The organism is Chthoniobacter sp., from assembly GCF_040003245.1.
Lineage (GTDB): Bacteria > Verrucomicrobiota > Verrucomicrobiia > Chthoniobacterales > Chthoniobacteraceae > Chthoniobacter.
Map to the genome: position 1 here is coordinate 1 of NZ_JBDUCX010000172.1, position 14,649 is coordinate 14,649.

The window sequence follows — 14,649 nt, forward strand, 5'->3', positions numbered from 1 at the left end:
CCTCGAAGTCCGACGTAACCGTCAATTCAGCTTGGGCACAGCCCAAGGCGGCAAGGAAAATGAGGAGGAAGGGCAGACGAGTCACGGGGATGCCGCCTTTTACCGCATGCGCTGATCGCCACCAAGCCGCTACTGAAGCGACCGGCAGCCGCGCCGAAATCGTCCCGTCGCCTTACGGGAGGGCTCCGGCTGTGCTGTCCGTAAGCAATGGTGCTCCCTCGCTGTCCGGCACTTCCTGGCCCGCGCGCCCACGGTAGATGATCGGCTTTTCAGCCACATGCCGGCGCGCATAGCCAAAGGGGAAGCGAAATCCAGTCTCCGTGTTCACCCACAGGTGGTACTCGTTATCCATGTCGACCAACCGGCTTTCCGCGGGAAACAGCTCGACGGCCTCGAACTCGGGGCCGACCAGCTCATTCTTGATCTGTTGAAATTGCCGCCAGTCCTTGGCCGGTTCGCCATCGTGGCGCGAGATCGTCAGTTGAACGATGGGCGGCTCGCGACGCACTTGCACGCGATAGGTATCGTTGACGAACACCTGCGGCGCAGCCATGGCCTGGACCAGCCGCTCCACCAGAACCATCCGCTCGAAAATGTCCGGCACGCGACCCTGGCAGTAGCCCTTGAAGAAATCCGGCGGCTGCGCCAGCAGGGCATCGCGATAAATTTGGTTTTCCCGCACGTCGTGCGGCCTCTCGACAAAGGGAGTCATCTCCCGGTCGCCTTTCGCCAGCGACCTTGGCGGCGGAGTATGGCGGTCCAACGGTATAACTGCGGATGTCACAGTGTTCATGGGGTGGTAAGGGACGACTGCATTTCAACAAACCAGAATCTCTTCGGCAAAAGACATCACCTGTGGGGGAAATCGCGACACCCCAAGGTATGGTGCCGGGCGGCGGCAAACAGAGGGCGGGTGACCTGTGCTCCTACGCTCCATTCTCGTGCACCCACTGGGCCGCACGGCTGTAGAGTTCCGCCGCGTTGCGCAGCCGGAGCTTCTCCTTGATCCGCGCGCGATAGGTGTCCACGGTCGTTTCCCCGAGGTGCAGGATCTGGGCAATTTCCCGCCCATTATGCCCCTTGCCAATGAGCTGGAAGACTTCGAGCTCGCGATCGGCGAGCAACTCCAGGCCCGACGTGTTCGCCGGCGTCTTCCGTCCGGATACTTTCTCCAGCAGGCTGGCCGTCATCCCTTCGCTCAGATACACCTGCCCGCTCAAGACATGCCGGATGGCCTTGGAAAGCGTGGAGGCCGCCTCATGCTTGGAAATGTAACCGCGCGCACCGGCCCGCAAGACGCGCTCGGCGTAGAGCGCCTCGTCGTGCATCGAAAGTACGAGCACCGGAATGTGCAGACCCTGGGCTCGTAGATCCTTGATCAGCTCCAACCCGCTGCTCCCCTTCAGCGTGATGTCCACGATCACGATATCCGGGTTGGTCGCGCGGATCAGCCGTTGTGCATCCTGGATATTATCCGCTTCGCCACACACCTCGCAGCCGGAGTCCCGGCCCAGCATTTGCGTGAGCCACTCCCGAAACATCCGATGATCCTCGACCAGGACCACCTTCACTATGTTCGGCGTCGCCTCTCCGGCACCACAACGCGCGGACGAACTGAGTGGCGGCGGCATCGCGGCAGCCATTTCAGGAAGGATTGGCGGCAGGGCAGGCCCTCGCGGTGTTGTCTCCGGGGAGTGCCTGGCCGGAAGAATGCGGCGCCTCCTCACCCGCCCGGCCTCGATAGACGACGGGCTCATCGAAGACGACGCGGCGGTCGTAGCCAAAGGGGAAGCGAAAGGCCGGGTTTGGATTGACCCAGAGATGGTATTGATTCGCGGTATCCACCAGCCGGCTGTCCGCGGGGTAGAGTTCCACTGCCTCGCACTCCGGCCCGACCAACTCATTTTTGATCTGCTGGAATTCCCGCCAGCTCGTTCGCGGCTCCCCGTCGAACCGGGCGATTTCCAATTGGATGAAGGGCGACGCATCGCGCATGCGAACGCTGTAAATATCATTCGCGAAAACGTGCGGCGCATTCACGTTTTGAATCAGCCTTTCGACGAAACAGAGTTTCTGCATCGGGTCCGGCACCAGGCCGAAATGGGTGCGAAAAAACTCCGCGGGCTGGGCGAGCAAGGCGTCGCGGTAGATCTGGTTTTCGCGGACGTCACGCTGCAGACGGGTGAATCTTTTCATGCGGCCACCTCCTGTTTGGCGGGAGCGCACGCTGGACGGTGAACGAGAACAGATGGATAGGATTTCATTTCTGTGGAGGAACTACCCTCATTCAATCGCCTCGCCGCAAATCGCACAAAAGTCTTGCCCTGTGGGGGTAATCGCGACACTCGCCAAAAAAATCGCGACACTCGCCGAGCCTGATAGAATCAGGCTTCCCGGGCGATTCTATTTCGCCGTCGCGACCGTCTTCGCGGTCACCACGTGGTCGAAATTCAACCACACCTCGCGCTGCTCGAGTTTCACCAGGACCCATGGCCAGTACGTCGTGTCCAGCACCGCGATGCGCGTCACACCGGCGGCCACGGTCGCGTTGCCTTGGATGTCCAATTGTTCGCCCTTGTGGAATGGCGACTTTTCGTGGCCCGGCTGCTCCAGCGACAACACGCTCTCCGGCTGCCCGAAAAGCGGGGAAATCACCCCGTACGACAGCGCCACCAGCACCGGCAGAATGTTCGTGTGCACGGACGGGAGGAAAGCAGAAGCCGCAGCCGTTGAAAATATAATAATGCGAGATTTTACGTATATTACTTCAGGGAGTCCCGTCGTTGATCGGCACTGCCAGGGCAAAGTTCCACCTCATTGCCGTTCGCTTCTTGAAAGACTCTCCGTACAAATCGGCCGCCTCTCTTAACTGAATCGATTATCAGCAATTATATGTATTTTTACCGTGAAGAGGCTTGCTAAACGCGTTGATTGCAGACCAACGTCGACACTTCCACACATGGATGCGCACGCCAAGACCCCATGGCCAGGAACCTACCTCGGTCGACTACAGGCAGTCACAGTTGAGTTGCGCCATATTGGGGCGCCCGCGTCCGTCGAAATTTTGCTGAGCCGCTTCAGCGGCGTCACTGCGGAACAGATCGAGGCGACCCTGGCCGCGCTCGTGCTTTTCGGTCGGGTTGATAAAAAAGGTGAGCTCTTTTCCGCGGCGGATAGCTGACCGCATCGGAGCGCCAGCCTTGTCCATTTTGCGAGGATCGAAGGGGAGGAGACGGCGCCGCCGTCAAGCGGTGGCGGAATGCAACGCGATCCGGTTGCCCTCGCTATCGATGACGACCGCACGGTAGCCGTACGCTCCGATCTGGTGCGACGCTTGTTGCACTATCCCCCCATTCGCACTCACCACCGCCACCGCCTCATTCAGGCGGCCATCGACGGAGAGGTAAATGAGCGGTCCCGTGAGCGAGGGCTGATTGTCGCCCCCCAAGGTGAGACATCCCGAAGTGTTGTCATCGTGCGGCAACAGCCCGAACTCCACCCCCGGCTCGCCTTCCTCCTTCGTAACCGGGGCGCCGAGGACGGCGGAATAGAAAGCGATGGCCCGATCGAGATCGATGACGGGGATATCCGTCCAGCAAAGAGTGTGGCCTTCCATGGGTGAAGTAGGATTGAGGAGTGCGGAATGAGTTCGCTGCCAACAGCTATCAGCTATCGCTCGTCGCTGTCACGCCGGCCTTGTCGCGAAAGATGGACGCAGTCCTTCCACCTTCTGAGTTCGTCAGTCCCCAAGGCAAAGACGCCCGGCAGCCGGGCTGGGTTGAGCAGCCGACTGCCGGGCGGGTGTTTCCTTGGTTGCAGGCGGCCGAAAGCCGCGGGAATCGTTTAGTCCGCGAGGACCGGGCCTTCGCCCGAGCTGCGGGGACGTTCTTTCTTCTTGGACGTGCTCATGCGTTTAGCTGCAGCCCTGCGAAGTGCCGCACTCGGTGCAGCAACCGCAGGCGCCGGCGCGGATGACTTTGCTCGAGCCGCAGTTCGAGCAGGTGATGTCCATGAACATGTTGCCGATGGCGTCCTTCACGCGGTCGGCGTGGGTTTGCGCGCCGTTGCCGATGTGCGGGTGGCCTTCGTTGCCGGTTTTGTGCGAGATGATGTCGATGATGCCGGGGGTTTCGCGCGGGAGTTCGGGCACGGGGCGGTTGATGGCCTTGCTGTCGATGTCGCTGAGTTCTTTCATCGGCAGATCGGCCTGGCCGCGGTGCGGGCTGGTGGCTTCCTTGTAGCCTTTGATGAACTGGCAGCCGAGCCAGCGGAAGACGTAGTCGGTGATGCTGCTGGCGTTGCGGATGTCGGGGTTCTTGGTGAAGCCGCTCGGCTCGAAGCGCTGGTAGGCGAATTTTTTGACTAACGACTCGAGCGGGACGCCGTACTGCAAGGCCATCGAGGTGAGGGTGGCGACGGTGTCCATGAGGCCGCCGATGGTGCTGCCTTCCTTCGACATTTGAATGAAGAGCTCGCCCGGCTGGCCGTCTTGGTAGAGACCAACGGTGATGTAGCCTTCGTGGCCCGCGATCTCGAACTTGTGGGTCAACGACATGCGGGTGTCAGTCATCCGGTGACGGGTCGGCTGATCGACCTGGCCGCGGAGCTGCGCAATTTCCTGGTCGAGCTCGACGATCCGCTGCGCGAGCGTCTCGCGATTCGCGGTGGGCTCGACCTCGCTTCCCTTGCCGCCCATGTCCTTGGTCTTTTTCGTGTTCAGCGGCGCGGAACGCTTCGAGCTATCGCGATAAATCGCGATCGCTTTCAGACCCATCCGCCAGCCTTCGACGTAGGTGTTCATGATCTCCTCGACGGTGGCTTTTTCGGGCAGGTTGACCGTCTTGGAAATCGCGCCGCTCAGGAAAGGCTGCGCCGCCGCCATCATCCGCAGATGACCCATGTAACCTAACGAACGCTCGCCGCGATGCGCCTTGAAGGCACAGTCGAAAATCGGCAGGTGCGCACGCTTCAAGCCGGAGGGTTCGCCATCGACATCTTCGATCGTGTCATACTTATCGATGTGCGCGATGATCTGCGCGATTTCTTCCGTGCGATAACCAAGCTTATCGAGCGCGGGCTTTACCGTCTGGTTCACGATCTTGAGCATGCCGCCGCCGGCCAGGAGCTTGTATTTCACCAGCGCGATGTCGGGCTCGATGCCGGTGGTGTCGCAATCCATGAGGAAGCCGATCGTGCCCGTGGGCGCGAGCACGGTGACCTGGGCATTGCGATAGCCATGCTTCTTGCCGAGCGAGAGCGCGCCGTCCCAGCACTTCTGCGCTTCTTCCTTGAGGTAGCCGAAGCGGTCGCTGGCCTGGATCTGCGCCACATGCGAGCGGTGCAGTTCGATGACCTCGAGCATGTAGGGCTCATTGGTCGTATCGACCGGCTTCTTCACGCCGCTGGCGCTGGTGTCCTTGTAGCCGGGGAATGGTCCCATCGACTTGGCCATCTTCGCCGACTGCTCGTAGGCGTGGCCGGTCATGATGGAGGTGATGGCGCCGGCGAGCGCGCGGCCTTCATCGGTATCGTAACCGAGGCCGTAGCTCATGATGAGCGCGCCAAGGTTCGCGTAGCCGAGGCCGAGCGTGCGGAAGATGTGCGAGTTTTCCGCGATCGACTTGATCGGGTAACTGGCGTTGTCGACGATGATTTCCTGCGCGGTGATGAAGATGCGCACCGCCGCCTTGAAACGGTCGACGTCGAAGCTGCTGTCCGCCTTCTTGAACTTGAGCAGGTTCAGCGAAGCGAGATTGCACGCCGTGTTGTCGAGGAAGAGGTACTCGCTGCACGGGTTCGTGGAATTCTGCCGGGCCGTGCCCTTGCAGGTGTGCCACTTGTCGATCGTGGTGTCGAATTGCACGCCGGGGTCGCCGCAGAGATGCGTGCCTTCGGCGATCTTGCGCAGGAGCGTCTTGGCGTCCTTCTTTTCGCAGGGCTTGCCGTCGGTCACGCGCTTCGTCCACCACTCGCGGCCCTCGCCGGCGGCATTCATGAACTCATCGCTCACGCGCACCGAGAGGTTCTCGTTCTGGTACATGATCGAGCCGTAGGCGTCGCCATTGTAGCTGCCGTCGTAGCCCTGCTCGATGAGCGCCCACGCCTTTTTCTCTTCCTTGGTCTTGGCCTCGATGAATTCCTCGATGTCGGGATGCCAGTCCTTGAGCGTGTTCATTTTCGCCGCACGGCGCGTCTTGCCACCGGATTTCACGACGTTCGCGACCTGGTCGTAGACCTTGAGGAACGAGAGCGGGCCGCTGGGGCGTCCGCCGCCGCTGAGCTTCTCGCGGGTCGAGCGGAGCGTGGAAAGATCGCTGCCCGTGCCGCTGCCGTACTTGAAGAGCATGGCTTCGGACAAGGCGAGGCGCATGATGTCCTCCATGTTGTCCTCCACGGACTGGATGAAGCAAGCGCTGCCCTGCGGGTATTCATACTGGGTCTTGGCGCGCTCGGCCTGGCCAGACTTGTGATTGTAGTAGTAGTTGCCTTCGCCGCGGCCGGCGCCGACGCGATACTCGTGCCAGAGGCCGACGTTGAACCACACCGGCGAATTGAACGCGCCGAATTGATTCACGCACAGCCAGGTGAGTTCGTTGTAAAAGATTTCCGCGCTCTCCTTGTCGGCGAAATAGCCGTCCTTGATGCCGCTGTCAGTGATGGTGCGGGTGACGCGATGCACGAGCTGCTTCACGCTGCGCTCGCGGCCGCCCTTGTACGGGTCGGTGCCGTTCGCGATGTCGCCGTAGAAATATTTCGACACGGCGATCTTGGTCGCGAGCGCGCTCCACGACTTGGGCACCTCGACGTTTTCCTGCTTGAAGATCGCCTTGCCGGAATCGTCGGTGATCTCCGCGGTGCGGTGTTCCCACTCGAGTTCGTCAAACGGCGCGATCGATTTCTGACTGAAGACACGGGTGAACTTCAGTCCCTCTTGAGGGCGCCGACGAGAGGCGGCGACGGTGCCGCGGCCGTTCGTGGCGGCGCGGTGGGTGGAGCGGCGATTCGATTTCAATTCGATCATACGATACGCGATTTCAGGCAATTGTGGATGGCAGGTGAATAACTGTCTGGGGGAAGCCCATATCCTGTGAACAATCGGCGAAAATCCTGCGAATTACCGCCAATAAGAAACCACAGTATATTGGGTTAGGGGGTCGATGAAACCACAAGCCGTAGTGGGTGCCAAGAAAATTAGACGCCCAGACAAAAATATATTTCGAGGCGAAAATAACCTCCCTGTTGACATGTGAACCGCCCCTCCTCGCAATTGTCACAATCAAGGTTTCCGGGCGCCTCCGCCCGCCAAAGTCCGTATTAAAATGATCCCCGGACCATATCGGCTGAAAGTGATGATTTTTACAGCCTTCCGCGGGCATGATGTCGTCGAAAGGCGACGTTTCTCCCGTTTTCAAAGTCTTACGTATACATATCGATTGCGCAAAAAATGCCCGGATCGACCAAAATTGCGCCCACCATGGCCGCGGCAGGTCGCTTGAGGTCGAGGGCGTGTGTCCCTACGCGCCGGGCTCCGTTTCAGCCGGCAAGAGGTGCGCAGAGTGAAATTTTCCGCAATGGAGCCAATGGAACCAATGGGGCCATGCACTTTTTCCGCCGTGTTATGCCATCCTATCACGCATGAACTTCATCTCGATTCCTCCACCCAAACGGGTGAAAAGCACGCGGCTGCCTCGCCCCCCCCGCGTCCGTAAGGGTGGCGACGGCGGTCGCCAGCAATCGTGCCTGGTCGTGCCTGGTCGTGCCTAATCGTGCCTCGCTTTTTTTCGTCACTGTGTTCGAAAACCAAGCCGCCCCAAGGTGAGCAGGGACGAGGCAAGGCCGATCAAGGCAAATCGAGGTGCGAAAAAATTGGCGGTATTACCGAAAGACCCGCGCCCAGAGGCCGATGCAAATCAAGGAGTCCCAGGCGAAGAAAAGAAAGCCCGTTTTAAGGTGCCTTAAGCCCAGTTAAGGCGATTTAAGGTGCGAGTTTTTTAAAACACAGGCCTTAGCCCCCATGGAAGAGGCGCCCGGCAGCGATCTACTGCCTAGAGTCCTGCCACCCGCCGGCCTTGATTCAGGTGCTGGGCCGCGTATTCGGCCAGGGCCCGGCGCAAGGGGGCATTCACCACCTCGATCTTCGTTCCCACCGGCACGGCAGCGAAGATGCGCACGACATCCCGCGAGCGCATCCGGATGCAGCCATAGCTCGCCGGGCGGCCGATATTGGATTCCTCCGGGGTTCCGTGGATGTAGATGCCACGATCGAAAGCGCGGCAGTTGCTGGCGTCGAGGCCACGCAGATGCAGGATGCGGGTGACGATGGGATCACGGCCAGGAGCATTCGCCCGCAGGACCTCCCCGGTGAAATGCTGGCCCTTGAAGACCGCGCCCAGCGGAGCACCGTCGCCGACCTTGGCGGCGACTTCGAGCGTACCCAGCGGGGTCGCGTAGCTATTGGGCTGGTCGCCGAGGCCAAACTTGGAAGTCGAAATCGGGTAGTGGCCAACGAGCACCCCATTCTCCATGAGCACCAGGCGCTGGTCGGGCACGCTGATGATGATCTCCGGCGCGGCCGAAACCGCCAGGCGGCTGAGGCAGAGCGCGGCGATCGTGACCAGGAGGCGGAAGCAACGGTGAGATTTCATGGCAAACATGAATTAGCACCGCCCATGCCATGGGCCTCCTCGGGGGATTTATGTAGATCCCTCGGCGACGAATACCGGCTGCCCGCCCAGCCGCTTGGAATCAAGCGTTGCGGGCGATCCGGGAAATCTGTCCGTCGCTCAGGCCGCCAGCGGCGCACCGGTATCGCGGCCCGGGAAGCGCAAATTTGGCGTCCACTGGGCCAGCGAGCAGAGTGCCACGTAGGTGAAGCCCACGAGGAACAGGGAGAGGAAAGCGGCGTTCAACCACTGGCCGTGCGCCATGGCAAAGCCGAGCAGGTAGCTGAAATAAATCGCGAAGGCCAATTCGACGAACGGCAGGACCGTCTTCATCGGCAAATAGCGCGCTTTCTTCCACGCCTGGGTCTTGCTCTCGATGCCGTATTTCGGCGTCCGGGTGAACTCCGACTGATGGCCGAACATGGCCTCGAGCACCGCGCGGGCGTTGTTGATCGCCAGGCCGATGCCCAGCGCCAGCACCATGGGCAACAGGAGGATCTCCTTGCCCCACGATTTCGGATACAGCTCGCGCTGCGCGCAGATGTAAAAGATCGCCGCCGGCAGCGACGCCGAGAGGTAAATCGGGATATCGACCAGCCACATCTGCCACGGGCGATAGACACCGTCGCCCGTGGATGGGTGCATGAGGATGCAGAGGAAGAACAGCAGCAGATAGGCGTAGTTTGAGGTGAGATGCGCCGTCGCTTCAAACTTCACCACCACCGGCAGTTTCGCCCTCCACACCGCGGGGAGCAGCTTGATGCAGGTCTGAATCGAGCCCTTCGTCCAGCGATGCTGCTGCGACTTGAAGCCGTTCATGTCGACGGGCAATTCCGCCGGCGTCACGAGATGCGGCAGGAAGATGAAGCGCCAGCCCTTCAACTGCGCGCGATAGCTGAGATCGAGATCTTCGGTGAGCGTGTCGTGCTGCCAGCCACCGGCGTCCTGGATGCAGGAGCGGCGCCACAGTCCCGCGGTCCCGTTGAAATTAAAGAACCGTCCGGCACGGCTCCGGGCGGTTTGTTCGAGCAGGAGATGACCGTCGAGGAACATGGCCTGGACGCGCGTCAGGAGCGAATAGGTGCGATTCAGGTGGCCCCAGCGGGTCTGAATCATACCGATCTGCGGGTCGGTGAAGAAATGGATCGTCTTGCGCAGCATGTCGGGCGCGGGAACGAAATCGGCATCGAGAATGAGGACGAATTCGCCTTTACACGAGCTCAACCCTGCTTCCAAGGCACCTGCCTTGTAACCCGTGCGATCGGTCCGGTGGATGAGTTCGATATCGAGCCCGGCCGCCTTGAGTTCGGCGATGCGGTCAGCGGCGATCTGTGTGGTTTCATCAGTCGAATCATCCAGCACCTGCACCTGGAGCAGTTCGCGCGGATAATCCAGGAGGGCGACCGATTTTAATAATCGTTCGACGACGTACAGCTCATTGAAAATCGGCAACTGCACCGTGATCGGTGGCAGTTTCTCAAAAGTCGCCCGCGGCTGCGGCGGCTTATTGCGATTCTTCAGAAAAAGATAGACGATGACGTAACGGTGAAGGCCGTAAAGAGACAGGCCCGACAGGACGATAAAGTAGCAAATTGTCCAAATTGTGTTTCCCAAGCTTCCTTGCATAGTGAATTTAGGCCGTTTCCGGCCGAATTAAGCGCGGAATCATGGCGGTTGGCTCCTGATGGTCAAGCGGGAAATCTCCTATCTACAACAGCTTCCGTTCCAGTTTCGTCCCCTTAAATTAGCTGCTGCAATCTTTCCGCATTTTGCCATCATCGTTTCCCATGCAAATACCTGTGCGCTGGCTCCTTCTTGTCGTAGCCAGCCTCCTGATTACGAATTCCCAAGCCGCGCCCAAGCCCACGGCGGACGATATCGAACACATGCGAGAGGAGCTCGGGGTGAACGGCTTTACCGCTCCCTCCATCGAGATCATCCTGCAAGAGATCGACGCCCTGAAGCCGTTTCCCTTCGACAAAGTCTGGCGCGACCTACCCGAGACCATGCCCCAGGATCGCGCCCGCCTGGCCCTGAGCACCGGTGCGGTGATCGCCGACGGTTTTCTGGCCGTCGCCTCGGAAAAGCAGTCCCGCATCGAACCGGTCGGGCGCGCCCTGCTCCGGCTGGCCAAGGGCCTTGGCGTGAGTGACAAGGTAAGCAAGCACAGCCGCAGCATCCTGGAAAAGGCGGCCCGTTCCCAGTGGTCGGACGTCAAACAGGAGCTCGTGCGCACCCAGGCGGAGGTGGAATCGGCCATGATGGGCTTGAAGGATGAAGAGATCGCCCACCTGGTCGCCCTCGGCGGCTGGCTGCGAGCACTGGAGATCACCAGCACGGTGGCCGTGGACGATTACAGCCCCGAGCGTGCCCGGCGGGTGATCCAGCCCGAACTCCTCGATTACTTCCTTGATCGCGCTTCCACGTTCAATCCGAGCTTCAAGAAGACCAAGCTCGCCCAGACGATTGTAAAGAATCTCCAGGAAGTAAAGACCATCACGACCAAGCCGGTGGACGTACCTATCGAAAAGGGCGAGGTCAAGCGCGTCCGGGACCTCGCCCGGGAGATCAACAACCTCGTCACCAGCGACGAATGAACGCCCCGGTTCGGCGATTCCGCGCCCTGGCCGCGCGTTATCTCGACGAGACGCACCGGCTCTTCCCGCAGGTGGCCAGCGAGCGCGGGCTCCACGAGTTCGACGCCTTGCTCGGGGAAAACGATGCGGCCACGCATCGGGAGTTTCTGGCGATCACCGAGATAACGCTGCGCGACGTCGAGGCGCTGCCGGATTTCGCCTTCACCGGCGATGACTGGCTGGATCGCCGGGGCTTGCTGGCGCTGCTGCGCACGGAGCGCTTTTTCAACGACGCCTTTCCCCACTGGCGTATCAATCCCCAGGTCCACTGCGGCGCAGCGATCGATGCGATTTTCAGTCTCGTCGTCCGTCACGCGGAGAATTTGCGGCCAGCCCGCGAGGCGATCGAGGCGCGCCTCGCCGCCCTGCCCCGCTTTCTCGACCAAGGCGCGGCGTGCCTGCGCCACCCCGTGCCGCTGTGGACGAAGCTCGCGCGCCAAAGTTGTGATGGGGCGAAGTCCTTTTTCGAAAAGGTGGGCGCGCAGCTCGCGGAGGTTTCGCCCAAGCCGGCCAGGACCGCGCAGCTCGTCCAGAAGGCCATAGCCGCGCTGCAGCGTTACGCTCGCGCGGCTGAAGGCAAGGCGCCCGGGCCGGCGAATGGCTTTTCCGTGGGGCGCGAGAATTTCGAATTTCTCATCCGCGAGCGGCTGGGTTTTTCGCTCGGCGTCGAGGAAGCGGAAGCGCTCGGCCATGCGTTGATCGAGAAGCTCAGCGCCGAGCTCAAGGTGGAGGCGAAGAAATTTGGCCGGGGCAAATCCGTCGCCGCCATTCTCGAAGCTGCCGCCGCGGGCTGGCAGCCGCGTGGCCCGCTGCTCGAGGAGTACACCCGCGTGACCGCCGAGACGCGCGGCCAGTTTCAGCGTGCCGATTTCGTCACCTTTCCGCCGCGGGAGAAATGCCGCGTCCTGCCCGTGCCGGAATATCTGCGCCACCAATTTCCCACCGCCGCATATCTCCAACCCGGCGCCTTTGACTCCGACCAGACCGGCATCTTCTGGGTCAACGATCTGAGCCTTGACCAACCCACACCCGAAAAGCGCGCGACGGAAATCCGCCAGCACTTCGGCCTCGCCTTGACCTGCGCGCACGAGGCGTATCCCGGTCATCACTTGCAGTTCGTGGTGCAGAATCGCCACCCCAGCAAAATCCGCCGGCTCATGCACCACGCCATCTTTTACGAGGGCTGGACGCTGTGGTGCGAAAAGCAGTCTGTCGATCTCGGCATTGTGGATTTTCCCGAAGCGCGGCTCACGCAAATCCATGATGCCCTCTGGCGGGCACACCGCATCGTCATCGATTGCGGCCTGCACAGCGGCAAGCTGACCTACGCCGCGGCGGCGAAGCGTCTCCAGGACGGCGTCGGCTTCACTGCGGCCCGGGCGCGCGGCGATGTGAATTGGTACACGAGTTCGCCCACCGTACCCATGAGCTATCTGCTCGGCCGCCTCGAAGTGGAGCGTCTCCACGCGCAACTCGTCGGCCGCGAAGGCTGGTCCTTGCGGCAATTCAACGACTGGATGCTCAGCTTCGGCGCCCTGCCCTGGAGCTGGATCTGGCAGTCGCGCCTGCGGCCGGCCTGATATCATGATGCGCGCGCTGCTGCTCGCCGACGACCGCACGCCCTCGCCGGTTTGGGCGCGCGTGGTCAGCTTCACCTTCGCGCTGGCGCTGTTCGCCGGCCTCGTCGCCGGGGCGTTTGCGTTGCTCGACTACCAGTGGCAATGGCGGCTGGCGGGCAGCTACTGGCGGCTGTTTTGGGATGGCTGGGTGACCACGCTCGAGATCTCGGCCCTCGCGTTGCCACTGAGCTGTCTCATCGGCCTTTTGTTTGCCTCTGCCCGACGAAGTCCCTGGATGCCGCTGCGTGATTTCGCCCGCATTTATGTCGAAGTCAGCCGCGGTACGCCGCTCCTGGTGCAGCTCTTCATCTACTGGTACGCCTTCGGCCAAAAGCTCTCGACAGACTATCGTCTGATTTCCGGAGCGCTGATCCTCTCGCTGTTCGAGGGGGCTTACATCAGCGAGATCTTTCGCGCGGGCATCGAGAGTATCAGCGCTTCGCAATTGGAAACGGCGCGGGCGCTCGGCTTCACTCGCGGGCAGACATACCGCTACGTGATCTTCCCGCAGGCGCTGCGGCAGAGCCTGCCCCCACTCGCCGGGCAATTCGCCAGCATCATCAAGGACTCGTCACTGCTCTCCGTACTGGGCATCGCCGAGTTCAGCCTTGCGGCGAGCCAGGTGAACTCGATCACCTACACCACGTTTGAGATCTATCTGTCGATTGCGCTCGGCTATCTCATCCTCACGCTGCCGATCTCGCTCTGGACCCAGCGATGGGAACAGCGGTCGCGCTTCGAGACTTAATCTGCATGCACCTTTCGCTCGAAGCGCTCAGCAAATCGTTCGGCACGAATCGCGTGATCGACAACGTCACCGTCGATTTCGGTGAGTTGCGCAGCCTCGCGCTCATTGGGCCCAGCGGCGGCGGAAAGTCCACGCTGCTGCGCATCATCGCCGGGCTCGAGGCGCCGGACAGCGGCGGATTCGCGCTGGACGGTCAGCATGTCGGCGCCGATGAAGAGTCGCTCCGCGCGCACCGCCTGCATCTCGGTGTCGTCTTCCAGGCCTACAATCTGTTTCCCCATCTCACTGCGCTGGCCAATATCACGCTCCCCTTGGAGAAAGTGCACGGTATAGCGCCCTCCGCCGCGGAGGAGATCGCCCGCGAGGCCCTGCGCCGCTTTGCCCTCGCCGATCACGCGCACAAAAAGCCTGCCGAGCTCAGCGGCGGCCAAAAGCAGCGCGTGGCGATTGCCCGAGCCATCGCCATCAAGCCGCGCCTGCTGCTCTTCGATGAACCAACCAGCGCGCTCGATCCCGAGATGACCGCCGAGGTGCTCGACGTGATCGAGGAGTTGAAGAACGAGGGTCGCGATTTCCTGCTCGTGACCCATGAGATGGGCTTCGCCCGCCACGTCGCCGACCGCGTCGCCTTTCTCGCCCAAGGCCGAATCATCGAGCACGGGCCCGCCGGGGAGCTTTTTGCCGCACCGCAGAGTCGCGAGTGCCGCGATTTCCTGGCGCGGATTCTGAGGCACTGAGGCCTTCCTCGGACGTGCAGCGGTCACCACGGGTGTAGGGCGCGTGTCCCCACGCGCCGGGAGAAACCTGCGGATTCGATCCTCGCCCGGCGCGTAAGGACACGCGCCCTACACCTCGCTGCGACGCCGCAGCCCCGTGGCAACGGCTCGCGGCTGCCTCCGCCCCGGAAGATTTCTCAAAAATCTTCCCTCCCCCGCGTCACAACGCGGCGCGGCCTCTCAACAGCAGAGTATGAAACACTTTGC

The 14,649-nt window shown here is 61.4% G+C and carries 13 protein-coding genes; 5 read left to right on the forward strand and 8 right to left on the reverse strand.

What is annotated here, in order from left to right; genetic code table 11:
* Positions 1–172: 172 nt before the first annotated feature.
* The 4 genes from ABJF10_RS21035 to ABJF10_RS21050 all read right to left on the reverse strand — a co-directional run bounded on the left by ABJF10_RS21035 (position 173) and on the right by ABJF10_RS21050 (position 2,700).
* Positions 173–793 carry a hypothetical protein gene (locus ABJF10_RS21035; protein ID WP_348546576.1) on the reverse strand — a complete coding sequence of 207 codons (621 nt, stop codon included), beginning with the start codon at positions 791–793 and terminating at the stop codon, positions 173–175.
* A gap of 133 nt (positions 794–926) precedes the next feature.
* A complete protein-coding gene (locus ABJF10_RS21040; RefSeq protein ID WP_348546577.1) occupies positions 927–1,643 on the reverse strand; it encodes a response regulator transcription factor in 717 nt (238 codons plus the stop codon).
* A gap of 1 nt (position 1,644) precedes the next feature.
* A complete protein-coding gene (locus ABJF10_RS21045) occupies positions 1,645–2,196 on the reverse strand; it encodes a hypothetical protein (RefSeq protein ID WP_348546578.1) in 552 nt (183 codons plus the stop codon).
* A 207-nt stretch (positions 2,197–2,403) separates the two neighbouring features.
* Positions 2,404–2,700 carry a hypothetical protein gene (locus ABJF10_RS21050; RefSeq protein ID WP_348546579.1) on the reverse strand — a complete coding sequence of 99 codons (297 nt, stop codon included), beginning with the start codon at positions 2,698–2,700 and terminating at the stop codon, positions 2,404–2,406.
* 259 nt (positions 2,701–2,959) lie between these two features.
* On the opposite strand from ABJF10_RS21050, the gene ABJF10_RS21055 reads away from it, so the two are divergent.
* Positions 2,960–3,181, forward strand: coding sequence for a hypothetical protein (locus ABJF10_RS21055; protein WP_348546580.1), 222 nt, complete (start codon positions 2,960–2,962; stop codon positions 3,179–3,181).
* 63 nt (positions 3,182–3,244) lie between these two features.
* Here ABJF10_RS21055 and ABJF10_RS21060 read toward each other — a convergent pair whose 3' ends face one another.
* The 4 genes from ABJF10_RS21060 to ABJF10_RS21075 all read right to left on the reverse strand — a co-directional run bounded on the left by ABJF10_RS21060 (position 3,245) and on the right by ABJF10_RS21075 (position 10,277).
* The gene (locus ABJF10_RS21060; RefSeq protein ID WP_348546581.1) at positions 3,245–3,616 is read right to left on the reverse strand and encodes a VOC family protein; all 372 of its coding nucleotides are present in this window, start codon (positions 3,614–3,616) and stop codon (positions 3,245–3,247) included.
* A 297-nt stretch (positions 3,617–3,913) separates the two neighbouring features.
* Positions 3,914–7,021 (reverse strand): vitamin B12-dependent ribonucleotide reductase, encoded by a 3,108-nt coding sequence (locus ABJF10_RS21065; protein WP_348546582.1) that lies wholly within the window; start codon positions 7,019–7,021, stop codon positions 3,914–3,916.
* A gap of 1,024 nt (positions 7,022–8,045) precedes the next feature.
* The gene (locus ABJF10_RS21070; RefSeq protein ID WP_348546583.1) at positions 8,046–8,645 is read right to left on the reverse strand and encodes a L,D-transpeptidase; all 600 of its coding nucleotides are present in this window, start codon (positions 8,643–8,645) and stop codon (positions 8,046–8,048) included.
* A gap of 138 nt (positions 8,646–8,783) precedes the next feature.
* A complete protein-coding gene (locus tag ABJF10_RS21075) occupies positions 8,784–10,277 on the reverse strand; it encodes a glycosyltransferase (RefSeq protein WP_348546584.1) in 1,494 nt (497 codons plus the stop codon).
* A gap of 185 nt (positions 10,278–10,462) precedes the next feature.
* On the opposite strand from ABJF10_RS21075, the gene ABJF10_RS21080 reads away from it, so the two are divergent.
* The 4 genes from ABJF10_RS21080 to ABJF10_RS21095 are packed head-to-tail and all read left to right on the forward strand — an operon-like array spanning position 10,463 to position 14,403.
* Positions 10,463–11,260 carry a hypothetical protein gene (locus tag ABJF10_RS21080; RefSeq protein WP_348546585.1) on the forward strand — a complete coding sequence of 266 codons (798 nt, stop codon included), beginning with the start codon at positions 10,463–10,465 and terminating at the stop codon, positions 11,258–11,260.
* Complete coding sequence (locus ABJF10_RS21085) at positions 11,257–12,879, forward strand: DUF885 domain-containing protein (protein ID WP_348546586.1); 1,623 nt, start codon at positions 11,257–11,259, stop codon at positions 12,877–12,879. Before ABJF10_RS21080 ends, ABJF10_RS21085 begins: the two co-directional genes overlap by 4 nt.
* Before the next feature lie 4 nt (positions 12,880–12,883).
* On the forward strand, positions 12,884–13,666 hold the full coding sequence (locus ABJF10_RS21090; protein ID WP_348546587.1) for an amino acid ABC transporter permease: 783 nt from the start codon (positions 12,884–12,886) through the stop codon (positions 13,664–13,666).
* A gap of 5 nt (positions 13,667–13,671) precedes the next feature.
* Positions 13,672–14,403 (forward strand): amino acid ABC transporter ATP-binding protein, encoded by a 732-nt coding sequence (locus ABJF10_RS21095; RefSeq protein ID WP_348546588.1) that lies wholly within the window; start codon positions 13,672–13,674, stop codon positions 14,401–14,403.
* Positions 14,404–14,649 lie beyond the last annotated feature (246 nt).

Bases quoted from the DNA above. Each gene is read 5' to 3' on its own strand.
- ABJF10_RS21055 (WP_348546580.1), top strand. From the start codon at position 2,960: ATGGATGCGCACGCCAAGACCCCATGGCCAGGAACCTACCTCGGTCGA.
- ABJF10_RS21095 (WP_348546588.1), top strand. From the start codon at position 13,672: ATGCACCTTTCGCTCGAAGCGCTCAGCAAATCGTTCGGCACGAATCGC.
- ABJF10_RS21040 (WP_348546577.1), bottom strand. From the start codon at position 1,643: ATGGCTGCCGCGATGCCGCCGCCACTCAGTTCGTCCGCGCGTTGTGGT.
- ABJF10_RS21045 (WP_348546578.1), bottom strand. From the start codon at position 2,196: ATGAAAAGATTCACCCGTCTGCAGCGTGACGTCCGCGAAAACCAGATC.
- ABJF10_RS21070 (WP_348546583.1), bottom strand. From the start codon at position 8,645: ATGAAATCTCACCGTTGCTTCCGCCTCCTGGTCACGATCGCCGCGCTC.
- ABJF10_RS21065 (WP_348546582.1), bottom strand. From the start codon at position 7,021: ATGATCGAATTGAAATCGAATCGCCGCTCCACCCACCGCGCCGCCACG.
- ABJF10_RS21090 (WP_348546587.1), top strand. From the start codon at position 12,884: ATGATGCGCGCGCTGCTGCTCGCCGACGACCGCACGCCCTCGCCGGTT.
- ABJF10_RS21035 (WP_348546576.1), bottom strand. From the start codon at position 793: ATGAACACTGTGACATCCGCAGTTATACCGTTGGACCGCCATACTCCG.
- ABJF10_RS21060 (WP_348546581.1), bottom strand. From the start codon at position 3,616: ATGGAAGGCCACACTCTTTGCTGGACGGATATCCCCGTCATCGATCTC.
- ABJF10_RS21085 (WP_348546586.1), top strand. From the start codon at position 11,257: ATGAACGCCCCGGTTCGGCGATTCCGCGCCCTGGCCGCGCGTTATCTC.